The organism is Haloferax sp. Atlit-12N, from assembly GCF_003383095.1.
Lineage (GTDB): Archaea > Halobacteriota > Halobacteria > Halobacteriales > Haloferacaceae > Haloferax.
Genome location: NZ_PSYW01000004.1, coordinates 137,243 through 152,323 on the forward strand (window position 1 = coordinate 137,243; position 15,081 = coordinate 152,323).

Here is a 15,081-nt window from a genome sequence, read left to right on the forward strand (position 1 = left end):
GCTCAGCGCGTGATAGTCTGAAAAATCGAGGTCGGCGTCTGCCGAGGTAACCGGCAGTCGCGTCTCGGTGTTACTGCCGGACGACGTTCGCCGCGCGGGGGCCCTTGGGCGAGGACTCGATGTCGAACTCGACTTCGGTGCCTTCGGTGAGGTCGTCGCCGCCGACGTCTTCCATGTGGAAGAACACGTCTTCGTCGTCGTCGAGGTCGCCGTCGTCAGTAGAGATGAAACCGTAGCCGCCAGTGTCGTTGAAGAAATCAACTTTGCCGTGTGCCATTACGAACGAATCGAGGGGAGCCCGACGGATAACACTTCTGAGAGTCAAGGTACCACGACCCTTCGACAGACGTTTGTCCACTCCAAACGGCCGATTCGGCGAAATGTGCCGGACGGGAAGGCGGTCGGCGAAAGCAGCGGGCCGAACCCGCGCTCACTCGACTAACAGCGAGTCGATGTACGCCGACAGCGACGCCCGGAGGTCGTCGCCGACGCCTTCCATCCCGAGTGCGAGGGCAAAGCCGGTGTAGCCGTCGGTCGCCGAGAGGACGAACGCGGCCGTCCCCTCGGGGTCGACTTCGCGGAAGACGCCCCGTTCGACGCCGTCGCGGACGATGTCGGCGATGACGCCGAGCGTGTGGCGCTCCATCCTGAGCAGGGGTTCGCGGAGCGTCTCGTTGTGCGGCGCGTGCGAGAGGAGTTCCATGACGGCGATGTTGACGCCGGCGGCGGCCGGGTCGTCCTCGTCGACGAGGAGGATGTCGCAAACCGCTCGAAGTCGCTGTTCGGGCCCCTCCGCGTCGATTTCGTCGAGGGTCCGCGCGAGGTAGTCCTCCGACGTTTCGAGGAACGCGACTATCATCTCGTCTTTCGAGTCGTAGTAGTAGTACAGCCCCGCCTCGCTCTTTTCGCTCTCCGCGGCCACCTTCTTCGTCGTCAGCCGAGCGTAGCCGTGCGTGGCGAGCGCCGCGCGGACCGCGTTCGCAATCTGTGCTTTCTGCTCGGGCGGCACGGAGTCGGCGGGCATGGTGAGTGAGTGTTCGCTCGCTCGACTACTTGTGTCCGTTGTTCCGCGGGCGAAACGCGAGACGTGACGGCGGCCTCACTCCGCAGACCGACTGCGCGCACCCGCGACCAACTCCCCGAGCGCCCGGCGCTTGATGAGCGCGAAGCCCGCGAAGATGGAGACGAAGCCGAGCGCGGTCACGGAATCGATGAGTTGGCCGAGGAAGGCCCAACTGAGGAGCGTCGCGGAGACGGGTTCGACGTAGCCGATGAGGTTTATCTGCGTCGGGCCGAACCGGCCGAGCAGTTCGAAGTAGATGAGGAACGCGCCCGCGCCGCTGACGACGGCGAGATAGAGTAACGAGCCGACGGCGACGCCGGACCACTCGATGGCCGCGAGCGATTCGCCGGTGGCGACGCCCGCGACGGACAGAAGCGCGGCCCCGAACAGCATCGCCCACGCCTGGAGCGTCCGGGCCGGGATGTCCGAGGAGAAGGGACGCGTCAGGACGGCACCGAGGGCGAAACACGCCGAGGCGACGAAAACGATGGCGACGCCGACCACGTCGCTGGAGAGGAGCGCGCTCGGGTCCGGTTGGGCGACGAGACCGACGCCGAGAAAGCCGAAACCGAACCCGAGGACGCCGAGCGGGGAGATGCGGTCGCCGAGGATACCCGTCGCGAACAGCGCGGTCAGGACCGGCCCGAGGCTGATGACGATGGCCGCCACCGCGCCGGGGACGTGTTCCTGTCCGAGATAGAGAAACGCGTGGTGCGCGCCGATGAGGAGGCCGCCGGAGACGCCGACGAGCGTCCAGTCGGTCCGGCTGTGCGGCCGCCAATAGTCGGTCGAGACGGCGGCGTAGCCGAGGACGATAAGGCCCGCGAGGAAGAACCGAAGTGCCGCGAAGTGCAGCGGCGGGAAGTACGCGAGGCCGACTTCGATGGCAACGAACGAACTCCCCCAGAGGAGCCCCAGAAGGACGAACAGTCCGGCGGCGACCCGGCTGTTCACCGACACCACGCTCCGCTCGGCGCTCGGCGACTCGGCCACGCCCGGCTCGGCTGCTCCATCGGCTCCGCCGACCGTTGCGGCCCCACCGACCGTTCCGCCCGCGCCGACTCGGATTCGAGACGTCCACGTTCAGTTGCAGTAATATCCAGCATGTGAGCGTATCGTTACCACACAATCGATAATAGTCGTTTTGTTCGGTTCGAATTTCGAACCGGTCGCGACTTAGAGCGAGCTGCGAAGGACCTTCGCCGCGGTCAGAATCGGGTCCCAGACGGGGCTGAACGGCGGCGCGTAGCCAAGGTCGAGACGCTCCACCTCGGCGACGGTCAACTCGGCGGCGAGCGCGGTCGCCACGGTGTCGATTCTGACGGCGGCGCGGTCGGCCCCGACGATGGTGCCGCCGAGCAGTCGTCCGGTGTCGCGGTCGGCGACGAGCGTGACGGTCGTCTCGGCCGACCCGGGGTAGTAGCCCGACCGCGAGCCGGCGGTGATAGTCTTCGAAACGGGGTCGAAGCCCGCGTCGCGCGCCTCGTCGAGGTCGGTAACGCCGGCGCGGCCGCATTCGAGGTCGAACGCCTTCACGACCGAGGTGTTCGCGACGGTCCCGATGGGTTCGGGGTCGCCGGCGACGGTCTGGCCGATGGCGCGCCCGGCGCGGTTCGCGGGCAGGCCGAGCGTGTTCCACGTCGGCTCGCCGGTGACGACGTGCTCGATTTCGGCGCAGTCGCCCGCGGCGTAGACGCGCTCCGCGCTCGTCCGCCCGTAGTCGTCGACCGCGATAGCGCCCGTCTCACCGAGGTCGACCGCGTCGGCGACGAGGTCCGAGTTGGGTCGGAGGCCGATGCCGACCATCGCCGCGTCGACCGCGAGTTCGTCGCCCTCGCAGACGACGGCCTCGACCCGGCCCGCGTCGTCGCCGCGGAGCCGCTCGACCGACGCGCCGAGGTGGAGCGTAACGCCGTGGGCTTCGAGATGTTCCTCGACCCGCTCGCCCACGGCGTCGCCGAACGACCCGAGGACGTGGCCGGACCGCTGGAACAGGTGCACGTCGAGGCCGTGAGCGGTGAACGCTTCAGCCATCTCGACGCCGACGAAGCCGCCGCCGACGATGGCGACCGACTCGGGCGGTTCCATCGCGCCGAAGCGGGCCGCGCGCGCCTCGTCGACGAACCCGCCGCCCCCGAGGTCGGCGACCGAGGCCTCGTCCAGGTCGGTGAGGAACGACCGAATCGCTGCCGCGTCGTCCAAGCCGTGGAGCGTGAACGCGCCGTCGAGGTCGATGCCATCTATCGGTTCGCGGAGCGCTCGCGCACCAGTGGCGACGAGGAGGTCGCCGTAGGGCTGTTCGAACGTCCCCTCGGGGCCCTCGACCGTGACGACCCGCTCGTCGGTGTCGACGGCGACGACCTCGTGTTCGCGCCGGAGGTCGATGCCGCGGTCGGCGGCCGCCTCGGGCGACAGCGAGAGCATGTCGGTGAGCTTCTCGACCTCGCCTTTGACGAAGTAGGGCGTGCCGCAGTGGGCGTAGGAGACCCAGCGGCCCTTCTCGAAGACGACGACCTCGCGGTCGGTGTCGGCGCGGGCGAACTTGCTCGCGGCGGAGAGTCCGGCGGCGTCGCCGCCGACGACGACGAATGGTTCGGCAGACATCGTGGGAGAGTGGTACGCCCGCCGACACGTAATTTCCCCGGCCGGGCGAGGCGGGCGCACGGACGCGCCGACGACGGTCAAGAACACGTTGACGGCCGTCAGAAAGGAAGTAAAAACGAGATTACCGGCTCGTCAGCGGCCGACGCCGCCGCGTTCGGCCGCGAGCGTTCCGAGCACCCACGCGCTCACAGCCGGCGTCTCGCGCGCGGCGAACTCGGTGGTCGCGTACTGCGCGAGCGCGTTTCGCGCGGCCCGAGGGTCGACGTCCTCGTAGTAGTCGTCGCGGAAGTAGTCGTCCCCGCGGCCGACCATGTGGGCGATGTCGACCAACGCGCGCCGCGTCAGGTGCGGGTTCGACCCGTCCGACCGGGCGGCTTCGAGGGCTTCGAGCGCGCCGAGTTTCGCGTCCCTGACCGCAGCCGCGGACTCGACGGAGTCGTACCGGCCTCGCTTGACCGCCGTGACAGCGTCTTCGAACGCGCGGCGGTGCGTCTCGGCGGTGTGGGAGCCCACGAGCGCGGTGGCGAAGCGGTCGCTTCGGAGGGCTTCGCGGACGGTTCGGGCGCTCGAACCGAACTCGACGAACGTCTCCACCAGCAGGTCCTCGGCCGGCGTGAATTCGAGTTCCTCGGGGTCGAACCCTTCGGCTTCGAGGGTGGAGTCGACTCCTCTCACCTCGGAATACTCGGTCAGTCGGTCCTCGACGACCTCGGCGAGCGAGGTCGCTGTCGATTCAAACGCGTCGGTGAAGTCTATCGGGTCGGAAATCGTGGCGAGATAGCGGTCGCGGACGTGGCGCGCGCCATCGAGCGACGCCCGCGCGGATTCGACCGCGTCGAGCAGTTCGCCGACTCCCGGGGCGCTGTCGGCGTAGCGGCCATACTCGTCGGCGTTGTCGAGATATCGGGACGCCGCCGTGGCGAGGCCCTCAACGGCATCGTACACGACGAGCGCCCGGTCGGGGTCATCGCCGAGGTAGCGCGTGCCGAGCCTGAACGACTCGATGTCGGCGCGGACCGACTCAGCCTCGTCGCGCACGTCGGCCTCGGTGAGGTCGCCGACCGCGGCGTCGTAGGTCCCCTTCGCCATCGCCGCGGCCCCGCGGGCGTAGCGCAGTCCCCGAAGCGACTCGAAGGGCGTCTCGCCCGCCGTCGTCCGTTCGAGGTCCTCGGCGGCGTCCGCGTACGCCTCGGCGTAGATTTCTCGGACCGCCTCGTTCGGAACCGCCTCCGAAGACATCGTCTCGGGGACTGAATCGAGGAGTTCGCGGGCGCGAGCGCGACCTCGTTCGAGGAACGACTCGGCAATCGGGACCGGAACGCGGGCCGGGAACGCCGGCGACCCGAGTTCCATGACCTCTCGGAGCGCCGCCGCGTCGAGTTCCGAGTCGTCGGATTCGGATTCACCCGCGTCGAGTGCCGTACAGCCCGCGAGTCCGGCGACGCCGACCCCCGCGAGCGAGGCGAGCACGTCGCGTCGCGTTCGGGGCATCTCAGGCGTCCTCCGTCTCGGTTCGGAGCGACGGTGGGAGGTGACAACTGCTTCCGCTGCCGTGTCCCCAGCCCGACTCGTCCTGCGATGAGTAGGGCAGTCGCACCAGCGAGGCGACGACGTGGCGGTCGTCCACGGAGCACTCGACCGACGCCGGCCGGAGCGGGTAACAGAAGTCGAGGAGGACGGCGCTGTCCGGTGGGTTCGTGACGTACAGCAGTTTCACCCGGTGGCAGGCGTCCGGCCGGTGCTGGGTGATGACGAGCGTCTGCGCGTCGAAATCCGTCTCGTCGATGAACGCGCGGGCCTCGTCGATGCCGTCGGGTTCGACCACGACCGCGACGTTCCCGCGTTCTTCGTCGGTAGTGACGAGGAAGTTGTCGAAGTACGACGACCCCGCCCTTTCGTCGTCGCGGGCGGCGTTTCGGAAGATGGCGGTCTCGGCGTCGTTGCGGAGTTGGAGGTGGTCGTAGTCGGTGACGAGCGCGTCCGGGGAGGGGCCGTGTGGCTCGTCTAAACTGGAACTCGAACCCTCGCCGGAACACCCGGCGAGCGCGGCGACGAGGGACGCGCCGCCGGCGCGGAGGACCTGTCTGCGGGTCGGCAGGGACATATGTCGGTTCTCCAACCGAACGCCCGCGGTATGTGTTTTCCGATGTGTCGGGTCGCCGCCGGCCGAACCGCGGGACATTTCCCCGACGGCCGCCTCGTCTCGACCGACAGATGCGCGAGGACGAGTTGGCGACGCGGGTGGTCGAGCACTTCCGGGCGGCCTTCGACGACGTGGAGATCCACCTCGAAGAGCCGTACGACCACTACGGGAACCGCGGCGTCGCCGACGTGTACGTCAGGGTGCGGACGCCCGAGCCGGTGGACTACCTCATCGAACTCAAGGCCGACGCCGCTGTCCGCCACGCTACCGGCGCGAACGAGGTACTCCGCCAGTATCGCCGCATGGAGCGCTACTTCTACAAGGACGACGAGCACGCCATCCGGACGAAACTCGGCCGCGAGGGGCCGGGCGTCCACGCGCTGTTGCTGTTCGCACCGACGAAACGCTGCGTCGAACACGTCCGCGAACACGCCGCCCTGTACGAGTCGGTCGACCCCGGCGCGACCGTCGAGGGCGTCGAGGCCGTCCGAAAGGTGGCGTTCTTGACCAACCTCGACCGTGCGCCCGAGGGCGAACTCGGCTTCCTCTCGCTCAACGGGCCGCTCGCGTTCGACTCGGTCCCCTTCCGCGAGGCCGTCCCGTCGGGGTCGCGCCTCGCGGACGCCCTCTGGGGCGACGACTAGCGGACACGCTCATACACCCCCCGTTCGTAGGGGCTGGCATGGGAACGATTCGAGAGTCGGTTCGAATCCCGTTGGGGGACCTCCGTCAGCAGGTGGCTGACACCTTCGGCGTCGCGGCGTCGCTCGTCGAGATACACGGCATCCGGCTCGAAGACGGGGCGCTCGAAGTCGACGCGAGCTACCCCGACGGGGAGGACGTGCCGGTCGTCGAACTGTTCGTCACCGACCCGGCCGGGAACACCGAGTCCTACGTCACCGAGTTGGACGGCGCGAAGAACCTCCTCATCGCCGGCGAGGACGTACTCGTCGAACTCGTGGACTACGACCCCGAGCGCGGCGAGGTGTTCGTCTCGGTGAAACACCGACAGGACGGCGAGATGGTGACCGTCCTCGGCTGCGGCGAGAAGTGGGTGATTCCGGTCGAGCGCGACGGCGTCGAAGAATCCATCCGCTGTCGGATTCAGAGCGCCGTCGGGCCGACGGGCGACGGCTCCTGACCGCGACGGAGGTTCGGAGCGTTACCCCTCGTATTCGACGTAAGAGACGCAGTACCCCTCAGGAGCGATTTCGCCCGCGACGATGGCGCACGCGCCCACGCCGTCCCCGTTTTTGTCCTCGATGTAGTACCGGCAGGTCGAACACTGCTTGCCGTCTTTCGGCTCGTCTTGGTACGAGACGGCCTCCTGCGACGAGAGGCTGTCAGGGTTGCGCTGGGTGCCGTCGAGGGACGCGGCGGTCGCGTACGCCTCGGGGACGCCCCCGGTCGACCCCGACGACTGCGTCGTGGTCGCGGTCGCTGTCGTCGTCTCGGTCGCACCGTCACCGCCGCCGGAACAACCGGCCAACCCCGCCATCGCGGCGGTTCCGGTGAGCCAGATGAACCGCCTTCGGGTGCGCCCCGCATCGCGGGTATCCTGACTCCGCGTCAGTCGGTCGGTCGCGTCTCGGCGTGGCGTCCGCTCGTCGTCGTCCATGCCAGTCTCTGACGCGCGGCGTCGGCAAAACCGCGTCAGCCGTTTCTCATGTGGCAAGAATTGCGACCGTGTTGATGTTGTCACGGTACTAAGTAACACGGATACGCGACTCGGGCGGCGAGAGAGCGAAACTCGGGGAAGGGAGGACGACGTGTCCCGTGAACCTCACTCGTCCGGCCGAATCCGAGCGAGTCGCATCGCGTTGCCCGTCACGCCCATAGTCATCCCGGCGTCGCCCGCGAGGACCGCGAGCGCGACCGAGACGTAGCCGAAGGGGACGCCGACCGCGAGGACGGCCTTGATGGCGAGCGACGCCCAGATGTTCTGCCGGATGACGTTGTTCGCCCGGTGTGAGAGTTCGTAGAGGTACGGGAGCTTCGAGAGGTCGTCGGCCATGAGGGCGATGTCGGCCGTTTCGAGGGCGGTGTCGGTACCTGCCGCGCCCATGGCGACGCCGACGGTGGCGGTGGCGAGCGCCGGGGCGTCGTTGATACCGTCGCCGACCATGGCGACCGAACCGTACTCGTCGAGCAGTCCCTCGACGGCCGCGACCTTGTCCTCCGGGAGGAGACCGGCGCGGAAGTCGTCGACGCCGACCTGCTCGGCGATGGCGCGGGCGGTCCCCTCGTTGTCGCCGGTGAGCATGACGACCGAGAGACCGGCCTCGCGGAGCTTTGCGACCGTCTCGCGGGCGTCGGGGCGGACCTCGTCGGCGACGGCGACGAGGCCTTCGAGGTCGTCTTCGGTCCCGACGACGACGACCGTCTTGCCCTCGGACTGGAGGCGCGGAATCGTGTCCTCGACGAGGTTGAGACAGCCGTGGCGGTCACAGAGCTGTCGGATGTCCTCGGAAAGCCCCCCGCCGGGGCCGGTCACGTGGACGTGTTCGAGGTCGAACCCGAGTTCCTCGAAGAACCCGGGCTTGCCGGCGAAGTGCGGGACGCCGTCGAGGTCGGCTCGGACGCCCTTGCCGGTGACGCTCTCGAAGTCGTCGACCTCGCGGGCGGCGACGCCCGTGCCCTCGGCGTGGGAGACGATGGCCTCGCCGATGGGGTGTTCGCTCCGGGATTCGAGGCCGCGAGCGCACCGGAGCACGTCCTCTTCGGAGTTTCCGTTGAGCGGGACCACGTCGGTGACGGTGAGTTCGCCCTTCGTGAGCGTGCCCGTCTTGTCCACGGCGATGGCCTCGACCGAGCCCATCGCTTCGAGGTGCGTGCCGCCCTTGATGAGCACGCCGTTTTTCGCGGCCGACGTAATGCCCGAGACGACCGAGACGGGCGTCGAGATGACGAACGCGCAGGGGCAGGCGAGCACGAGCATCGTGATGCCGTAGACGAACCACGTCACCCAGTCGAGGCCGAACGCGAGCGGCGGTATCGCCGCGACCGCGACCGCGACGACGACCATGACGGGCGTGTAGTACGACGAGAAGCGCTCGACGAACTGCTCGCGTTCGGTCTTGTTGGACTGGGCGTCCTCGACCATCGAGACGATGCGCGAGAGGGTGTCGTCGCCCGCGGCGGACTCGACGCGGACTTCGAGGTAGCCCGCCTCGTTGACGGTGCCCGCGAACACCTCGTCGCCCTCGGCCTTGTCGACCGGGACGGACTCACCGGTGATGGGGGCCTGATTGACCGCGCTGTCGCCGGTGACCACCGTCCCGTCGACGGGAATCTTCTCGCCGGGCTTGACGGCGACCACGTCGCCGAGTTCGAGTTCCTCGACGGGAACGACCGTCTCGACGCCGTCGCGGAGGACCGTCGCCTCGTCGGGCGAGAGGTCCATCAGTTCGCGGAGGGAGTCGCGCGTGCGGTCCATCGAGTAGCGTTCGAGCAGTTCGGAGACGCTGAAGAGGAACGCGAGCGTCGCGGCCTCGAAGTAGAGGCTCGTCGGCCCGGAGACGAGACTCGCGGTCACGGCGCTGAGAATCGCCGCCGACATCAGGAAGTCGATGTCGAGACTGCGGTTCTTCGCCGAGTAGTAGCCGTTGCGGAGGATGGCCTGCCCGCCGAGTGCGGCCCCGACGATGTAGAACAGTTCGGCGACCGTGAACGAGATGCCGAGGACGCTGGCGACGACGAGTTCCAGCCCGAACAGGTACTCGGCGGCGATGCCCGTCGCGAGGAAGCCGCCGCTTATCCACGTCTTCACCGCGCGCGTGCTGCGCCAGACGCTCTCGCGGTCCGCGCCGGCGTCAGCGTCGGCGTCGGTGTCCGCCTCGTCGCCGTCGGTCTCGGTGACCTCGTACCCCGCGGCCTCGATGGCCGAGACGACCGAATCGAGGTCCGCGTCGGCCGCGAGCGTGACGACCGCGGTCCCGGTCGTCGGGCGCGTCTCGGAGGAGAGCACGCCCGGTGCACCGCGGAGGGCGTTTTCGACCTTTCCGGCGCAGGAGGCGCAGTCCATGTCGGGGACGGTGAACGAGACCTCGCGCGTCGAGGGGCCGTCTTCGACGGCGTAGCCCGCGCCCTCGATATTGCCCCGGATGTCGTCCGACGTGGTCCGTTCGGGGTCGTACTCGACGACGAGTCGGCCGGTCGTCGCCCGCGGGTCGATGTCGCCGACGCCGTCGAGTTTCCGGACGCTCGATTCGACCTTGTTCGCACAGGAGGCGCAGTCCATGTCCGGCACCGAGAACTCCGCGCGGGCCGAACCGGCGGCGGGCGACGAGTCTTCCCCCGACTCCCCGACGGACGAGTCGGTCTGCGTCGAGTCGGCCGCTCCCGACGACTCTCCCTCGACCTCGCAGGCGTCGTCGCACCCGCAGCTGTCGCCGTCGGGCGGGTTGGTGGACGCGTCCGCCCCGTCACCGGGGTCGGGGTCGCGTTCGTCGTGTTCACTCATACTCGGCAGTAGTCAGGGACCGGTTAATAATTCACCTGTTAGAAATGGGGGGTTGTATGTTTTAACTTCATAAATTGAGCGACCTAGGTTAACAATCAGAGGAACGGCGGACTCGCGGTCGGCAGCGAGATGAGCCACAGGCTGAGAACCGTGTATAGAATCATCACGGCGACGAAGGGGAACTGGCTCCGGACGGCCTGCAGTCGGCTGGGAAAGGTCCGGTAGGCCTGCGAGTGCGCCACCCACACCGCGAGCAGGTGGCCGACGAGGACGAACACGACGTTCAGGCCGCCGAACCACGCGGGAAGCGTGAGGACGACCGGGTTCGCCGGCGACGACAGCGGCGACGACAACGCCCCCGCCAGCATCGGCGACAGCGAGACGAAGAAGCCGAAGTAGTGCGCGAGGTGGTAGCCCGCAGCGATGGCGAGCAACGAGGGCGCGAATTTGACCGCGAGGTCGAGCGGCGTCTCGAAGGTGTCGATACGGCGGGCGGTCACCCGCGCCGCGAGGACGTAGAGGCCGAGGAAGACCCCGAAGCCACCGAGGTAGAGCAGTCCGTAGACGAGAAGCGGTGGGAGTCCGACGCCCGCGAGCCACCGGATGGCCGCCGCGCCCTGCTCGGTCGTGACGAAGCCGCTGAAGGTGAGTTCCCAGACGAGGACGACCGCGACGGCCACGTCGCCGAGGTCCGTCAGGTCGTCGTCGGTGACGAGTCGCATCCCTGGGAGGCGGAACGAGAGGCCGTCGTCGTCGAGCCGAAGCGGTGCGACGCGGCCGTAGAAGTGCAGGAAGGCGGAGACGGGGTCGACCTTGTCGAACCACGTGTCCGCGCCGACGGCGACCGCACCGGCGAGCGTGACGACCGAGTAGGCGACGAGCGCGGTCGCGAGAACCGACGGCCGGGTCGTGACGTCGGTCGCGGTCTCGACCCAGACGAGCGCGAGAATCCCAGCCACCGCCGGCCAGCGACCGAGTCGCTCGGGATACGAGACGAAACCGTTCGGAACCGCCGAGACGACGGTTCGCCACGGGTTCAGCGCGCGCCACGTGTCGGCCACGAGGTACGAGAACATCGTGTACCCGGCCCGAAGCCCCGCGAAGACGACGATAACGGCGAAGCTGACGGTCGGGACCTGCGGGCCGGTGTAGCCGAGATAGACCACGAGCGCGAGGAGCGCGAGACCGAGGACGCCGCCCACGACCCGGAGGGCGCGCAGGAGGCCGTCCGAGATGCCCGCTTCGAGGCCGGTCTGCCACAGATGGACGCGCTCGATGAATCGGCGGTCGGTGACGAAGCTGGCGAGGAGCGCGGAGGCCCCGACGGTCGCGCCGCCGGTGGCGAGATAGAGCCACCGCGGGACCGCGAGGTTGTCCTCCGACGCGCCCGCGAGGCCGACCGCGGCGTTGCTCGCGGCCGCCGGGTCGGCGAGAAGCGACAGGAGGCTCGCCAGTAGAAGACCGAGACCGAATCGTCTGAGGGAGAGGGGTCGGAGTCGGGTCATGATGCGAAGACGATAAACAGCATGAGGAAGCCGAAGTACAGCAGGACGAGGACGCCGAGCGCGCGGATGCGGAACGACTTGAGTTCGTCTTCCTCCTCGTAGTACGCCTCGCGGTACGCCTCGACCTCCCCGGCGTCGAGGTCGTCGGGGTGTCTCGCGCCCCGGTGGAGGACCAGCAACCGCGCTGTCGGATACGCCTCGCCGCACGCTGTGCAGGTGTGGCGGTCGCGCGTCGCGTCTGTGTCCGTGGTCATCCGATAGTCACTCGAAGTTCGGGGTGGTTGGCATCTGAACGTTTCCATCGCGGGCGTCCGCTCCGGACGGCTCCGGTGGTGGGGTGCGAGTGCGAGCCGCGAGACGCACGACAGCGGCGGGGCGACGCCTCAGACATCGAACCGAATCGGTTCGAAATCCATGAACGCCGTCTCGTAGCCGTCGTGGCGGGCGACCTGCGGCGGCACATCCACGGAAATTGTCAGCGCGTCGCCGGATTCGACGGTCTCGACGCCCGTTCCGTAGTGGTAGCTGAGGTCGGGGTCGAGCGTCCGGGCGAGTCGCGCCCCGTCGAGGACCGCGGTTCCGCCGCGTTCGAGCGTGGCTCTGACGCCCATCATCGGCAGCACGAACTCGTTGTACGGCGTCCGCGCCGAGACGTAGAGGTACGAGCCGTCGACGCCGAATCGGGAGCCGTCGTCGACGACGAAGGCGTCGAACAGGGCGTCGGCGCTCGTCTGTCGGCCGAGGTGGCGACCGGGAAGGTCGCCGACTGCGGGCGCTTTCCCGGTCGGGACGCCCATCATCTCCATCGCGGGGACCGCGCCGCGCGACCCGGCCTCGTCGCCGAGGCGCTTCAGTTCCACGTCGTAGAGGTCGTCGGTCTCGAAGGTGAACGCGAACGTCGCCGTCTCGGCCGCGTCGAACCGGCCGGCGAACGACCCTGTTCGGGAAAGCGAGGTGCCACCGACGTGGACGCGAGCCTCGTAGTCGCCCTCACCGTCGAGAACGTAGTTCGAGCCGTAGTGCATCCCCATCTGCTGGGAGAGCATCGGGTAGGCGACCTCCTCGCTGACGAGGTCGCCGTCGCGGAGAATCTCGATGGAGACGCCGGCGTCGAGCGGGAGGACGGTCCCCGTTTCGGCGTCCCACAGCGACGCCATGAGGTGAATCGAGTCGTCGGCCTCGACGACCGTCTTTCCGAGTTCGGAGCCGGCGGCGGTCCAGAAGCGATGGGGGTACGAGTAGGTGAGCGCGACGCCGTACGGACCGGCTGTCGTCTTGCCGTACATCTTCATCCCCTCGGTGATGGCGGGCAGGTAGACCGCAGCCGGGCGGTCCTCGACGAGCGGCGGGTCGCGCCACGCCGACTGTCGTTCGAATCCGCCGAGACACCCAGCGGTGGCCGCGATAGTGCCGACGCCGAGCGTCTTGATGGCGTCTCGTCGGTTCATGGTGTCTCGCTGGCGTGCCGTCGGTTCATGGTGAGGTGTCGCCGCGCGTCTCCGCGAGACGGGTAGTCACCTGCGCTAGCGGCCCGGTGCCAATGTCGGTTGCGCTTCCGCGTCGGGTTTCGAGGGGTGTGCCGTCGTTATCAACTGCCAGATTACCGCTCCAGTTTATATTTCCGCCCGCGCCATCGCGCTGGTGTATCTCGGCTTCGGGACCGCAGGCGTACTCGGCGGCGAGCTATTCCTGTTGGTCGCGCTGGGTACGCCCCCGGCCCCCGAAGCCGAACTGGTCAAAGGGTTGGCCTTCGTCGCCGCCTCCACCGCGTTCGTTTGGGCGCTCGTCTCCCGGAAGAACCGTCGAATCGAGCGCCAGCAGGCGTCCGAGGGGCGCGTGACGAGGTGGAACGACGCCGCCACGGAGACGTTCGGCTGGGAGCGCGACGCGGTGCTCGGCGGACCGCTCCCCTACAGCGCGGGCGAGGACAGCGAGAGTAGCAGCGAGGAAATTATCCGTCGGACCATCGACGAGGACGGCCTCTCGGACGTTTCGGTCGAGCGACGGCGCTCGTCCGCGTCGCCGATGATGGTCCCGGCATCCCCAACGAGGAGTGGCTGCGCCCCCGAGATTGTACATCTACCACAAGTCCGGATAGCCGAGAGGTGACGCCCGTCGAGCCGAGTGTCCGATTCAGGCCTCGAGAAGTTCGACGAGGTTCCCCTCCGGGTCGCGGACGAACGCGATTCGCGTGCCGCTTTCGGTCGTCTGCGGCTCGCTGAGCGTCTCGGCGTCGGACGGGAGTTCCGCCACCGCGGCGTCGACGTCGTCGACGGAGAGCCCGAGGTGGGTCGCCCCGGGACGGTTGAGCGTCGGTTCGTCCGTGTCGGTACCGACCGGGTCGTACTCGACGAGTTCGACGCGCACGTCGCCGCCGTCGAGGTGGGCGAACCGCGCCGAGGCACCGTCGACACCGACGGCGGTGGCGAATTCGTCGCCGCCGACTTCGAAGCGGGAGACGACCGGCAGGTCGAGCGCGTCGCGGTAGAATTCGAGCGTCGAATCGAGGTCGCGGACGGTGAGACCGACGTGGTGCGCGTTGGAGTTCACGGTTCGTCTGCGCGTGCAGAGACCCAAAGGCGCTTCGCTCGGAACGCGGTCGGCAGGCGGTGACCAACCGAGGCCGACCCGCGTTCGCTGGACAGTGCTTCTCGTGCGCGCCCGCGAGGCGCGACACGGGTCGGGCCCCGTCGCCCAGCAGAGACCGTATCGCATATACCCGCTGGGCCGCCCAGATAGGATACGATGGAACCGACAGGTGCGCGACGCGAGGTGGTGCGACCGTGAGCGAACCGTTCGTCGAATCGCTCCCCGGGCGGGCCGTCCCCAAGTCGTTCGTCGCCGAACTCGAGACGAAAGAGGCGATTCAACAGGCCGTCGCCGTCCGCGGTTACAACCTCGAACGCGACGGCGAGACGGTTCAGCACGCCTACCAACTGGTTGTGAACGTCCGCGGGAAATACATCCTCGGACTTCACCTCACGAACGGGACCTGGCGGGTCGTCTTCGACACCCGCGACTACCCGAAACTCGCACAGGAAGGCCCGCGCGCGGCCTACGAGGCCGTCCACGACGCACTCTACGAGCGCGCGCCTTCCGACGCGGAGATAGACTTCGAGTCGACGCCGCGGTTCTGGAACGCCACGCAGTAGGTCGTTCAGCGACGTTTTCGGCCGTCTTTCCTCTATTTACGACCGCGAACTACGCGCGTGTGAAGCGCGCGCGCCGCGGCGACGACCCGTCCACACCCACACCACCGTGTCCGCAGAAACTCGGGGTGTGAGGGTTTGAGCAGGCGCGTCGA

Annotated in this window: 15 protein-coding genes and 1 pseudogene; 4 read left to right on the forward strand and 12 right to left on the reverse strand. The window is 68.4% G+C overall.

The window, feature by feature from the left end; genetic code table 11:
- Positions 1-70 precede the first annotated feature (70 nt).
- The 6 genes from C5B90_RS17015 to C5B90_RS17040 all read right to left on the reverse strand — a co-directional run bounded on the left by C5B90_RS17015 (position 71) and on the right by C5B90_RS17040 (position 5,771).
- Positions 71-277 carry a cold-shock protein gene (locus C5B90_RS17015; RefSeq protein ID WP_004040969.1) on the reverse strand — a complete coding sequence of 69 codons (207 nt, stop codon included), beginning with the start codon at positions 275-277 and terminating at the stop codon, positions 71-73.
- 153 nt (positions 278-430) lie between these two features.
- Entirely contained in the window at positions 431-1,024 is a 594-nt protein-coding gene (locus C5B90_RS17020; RefSeq protein ID WP_115883159.1) for a TetR/AcrR family transcriptional regulator, read from the reverse strand.
- A 75-nt stretch (positions 1,025-1,099) separates the two neighbouring features.
- The gene (locus C5B90_RS17025; protein ID WP_115883287.1) at positions 1,100-2,017 is read right to left on the reverse strand and encodes a DMT family transporter; all 918 of its coding nucleotides are present in this window, start codon (positions 2,015-2,017) and stop codon (positions 1,100-1,102) included.
- 222 nt (positions 2,018-2,239) lie between these two features.
- Entirely contained in the window at positions 2,240-3,667 is a 1,428-nt protein-coding gene (locus tag C5B90_RS17030) for an FAD-dependent oxidoreductase (protein WP_115883288.1), read from the reverse strand.
- 132 nt (positions 3,668-3,799) lie between these two features.
- Entirely contained in the window at positions 3,800-5,158 is a 1,359-nt protein-coding gene (locus C5B90_RS17035; protein ID WP_115883160.1) for a hypothetical protein, read from the reverse strand.
- A 1-nt stretch (position 5,159) separates the two neighbouring features.
- Positions 5,160-5,771: a hypothetical protein gene (locus C5B90_RS17040; RefSeq protein WP_115883161.1), complete on the reverse strand. Its 612-nt coding sequence runs from the start codon at positions 5,769-5,771 to the stop codon at positions 5,160-5,162.
- A 110-nt stretch (positions 5,772-5,881) separates the two neighbouring features.
- On the opposite strand from C5B90_RS17040, the gene C5B90_RS17045 reads away from it, so the two are divergent.
- Together C5B90_RS17045 and C5B90_RS17050 are read left to right on the forward strand one after the other, a co-directional pair.
- Complete coding sequence (locus C5B90_RS17045) at positions 5,882-6,454, forward strand: hypothetical protein (protein ID WP_115883162.1); 573 nt, start codon at positions 5,882-5,884, stop codon at positions 6,452-6,454.
- Positions 6,455-6,492: 38 nt separating this feature from the next.
- On the forward strand, positions 6,493-6,951 hold the full coding sequence (locus tag C5B90_RS17050) for a hypothetical protein (RefSeq protein WP_115883163.1): 459 nt from the start codon (positions 6,493-6,495) through the stop codon (positions 6,949-6,951).
- A gap of 21 nt (positions 6,952-6,972) precedes the next feature.
- Here the strand turns inward: C5B90_RS17050 and C5B90_RS17055 are convergent, their stop codons facing one another.
- The 5 genes from C5B90_RS17055 to C5B90_RS17075 all read right to left on the reverse strand — a co-directional run bounded on the left by C5B90_RS17055 (position 6,973) and on the right by C5B90_RS17075 (position 13,225).
- On the reverse strand, positions 6,973-7,428 hold the full coding sequence (locus C5B90_RS17055) for a high-potential iron-sulfur protein (protein WP_115883164.1): 456 nt from the start codon (positions 7,426-7,428) through the stop codon (positions 6,973-6,975).
- 165 nt (positions 7,429-7,593) lie between these two features.
- Positions 7,594-10,272 (reverse strand): heavy metal translocating P-type ATPase, encoded by a 2,679-nt coding sequence (locus C5B90_RS17060; protein WP_115883165.1) that lies wholly within the window; start codon positions 10,270-10,272, stop codon positions 7,594-7,596.
- A gap of 95 nt (positions 10,273-10,367) precedes the next feature.
- Positions 10,368-11,777 carry a hypothetical protein gene (locus C5B90_RS17065; RefSeq protein WP_115883166.1) on the reverse strand — a complete coding sequence of 470 codons (1,410 nt, stop codon included), beginning with the start codon at positions 11,775-11,777 and terminating at the stop codon, positions 10,368-10,370.
- On the reverse strand, positions 11,774-12,031 hold the full coding sequence (locus tag C5B90_RS17070) for a DNA-binding protein (protein WP_115883167.1): 258 nt from the start codon (positions 12,029-12,031) through the stop codon (positions 11,774-11,776). Before C5B90_RS17070 ends, C5B90_RS17065 begins: the two co-directional genes overlap by 4 nt.
- Before the next feature lie 129 nt (positions 12,032-12,160).
- Positions 12,161-13,225: an iron transporter gene (locus C5B90_RS17075; protein WP_115883168.1), complete on the reverse strand. Its 1,065-nt coding sequence runs from the start codon at positions 13,223-13,225 to the stop codon at positions 12,161-12,163.
- Positions 13,226-13,376: 151 nt separating this feature from the next.
- Between C5B90_RS17075 and C5B90_RS17080 the strand changes: the two are divergent.
- A pseudogene (locus C5B90_RS17080) lies at positions 13,377-13,784 on the forward strand (PAS domain-containing protein); the annotation flags it as partial.
- Between the two features lie 126 nt (positions 13,785-13,910).
- Here the strand turns inward: C5B90_RS17080 and C5B90_RS17085 are convergent.
- Complete coding sequence (locus tag C5B90_RS17085) at positions 13,911-14,327, reverse strand: VOC family protein (RefSeq protein WP_115883169.1); 417 nt, start codon at positions 14,325-14,327, stop codon at positions 13,911-13,913.
- Positions 14,328-14,560: 233 nt separating this feature from the next.
- Between C5B90_RS17085 and C5B90_RS17090 the strand changes: the two genes are divergently transcribed.
- On the forward strand, positions 14,561-14,929 hold the full coding sequence (locus C5B90_RS17090) for a hypothetical protein (RefSeq protein WP_115883170.1): 369 nt from the start codon (positions 14,561-14,563) through the stop codon (positions 14,927-14,929).
- Positions 14,930-15,081 lie beyond the last annotated feature (152 nt).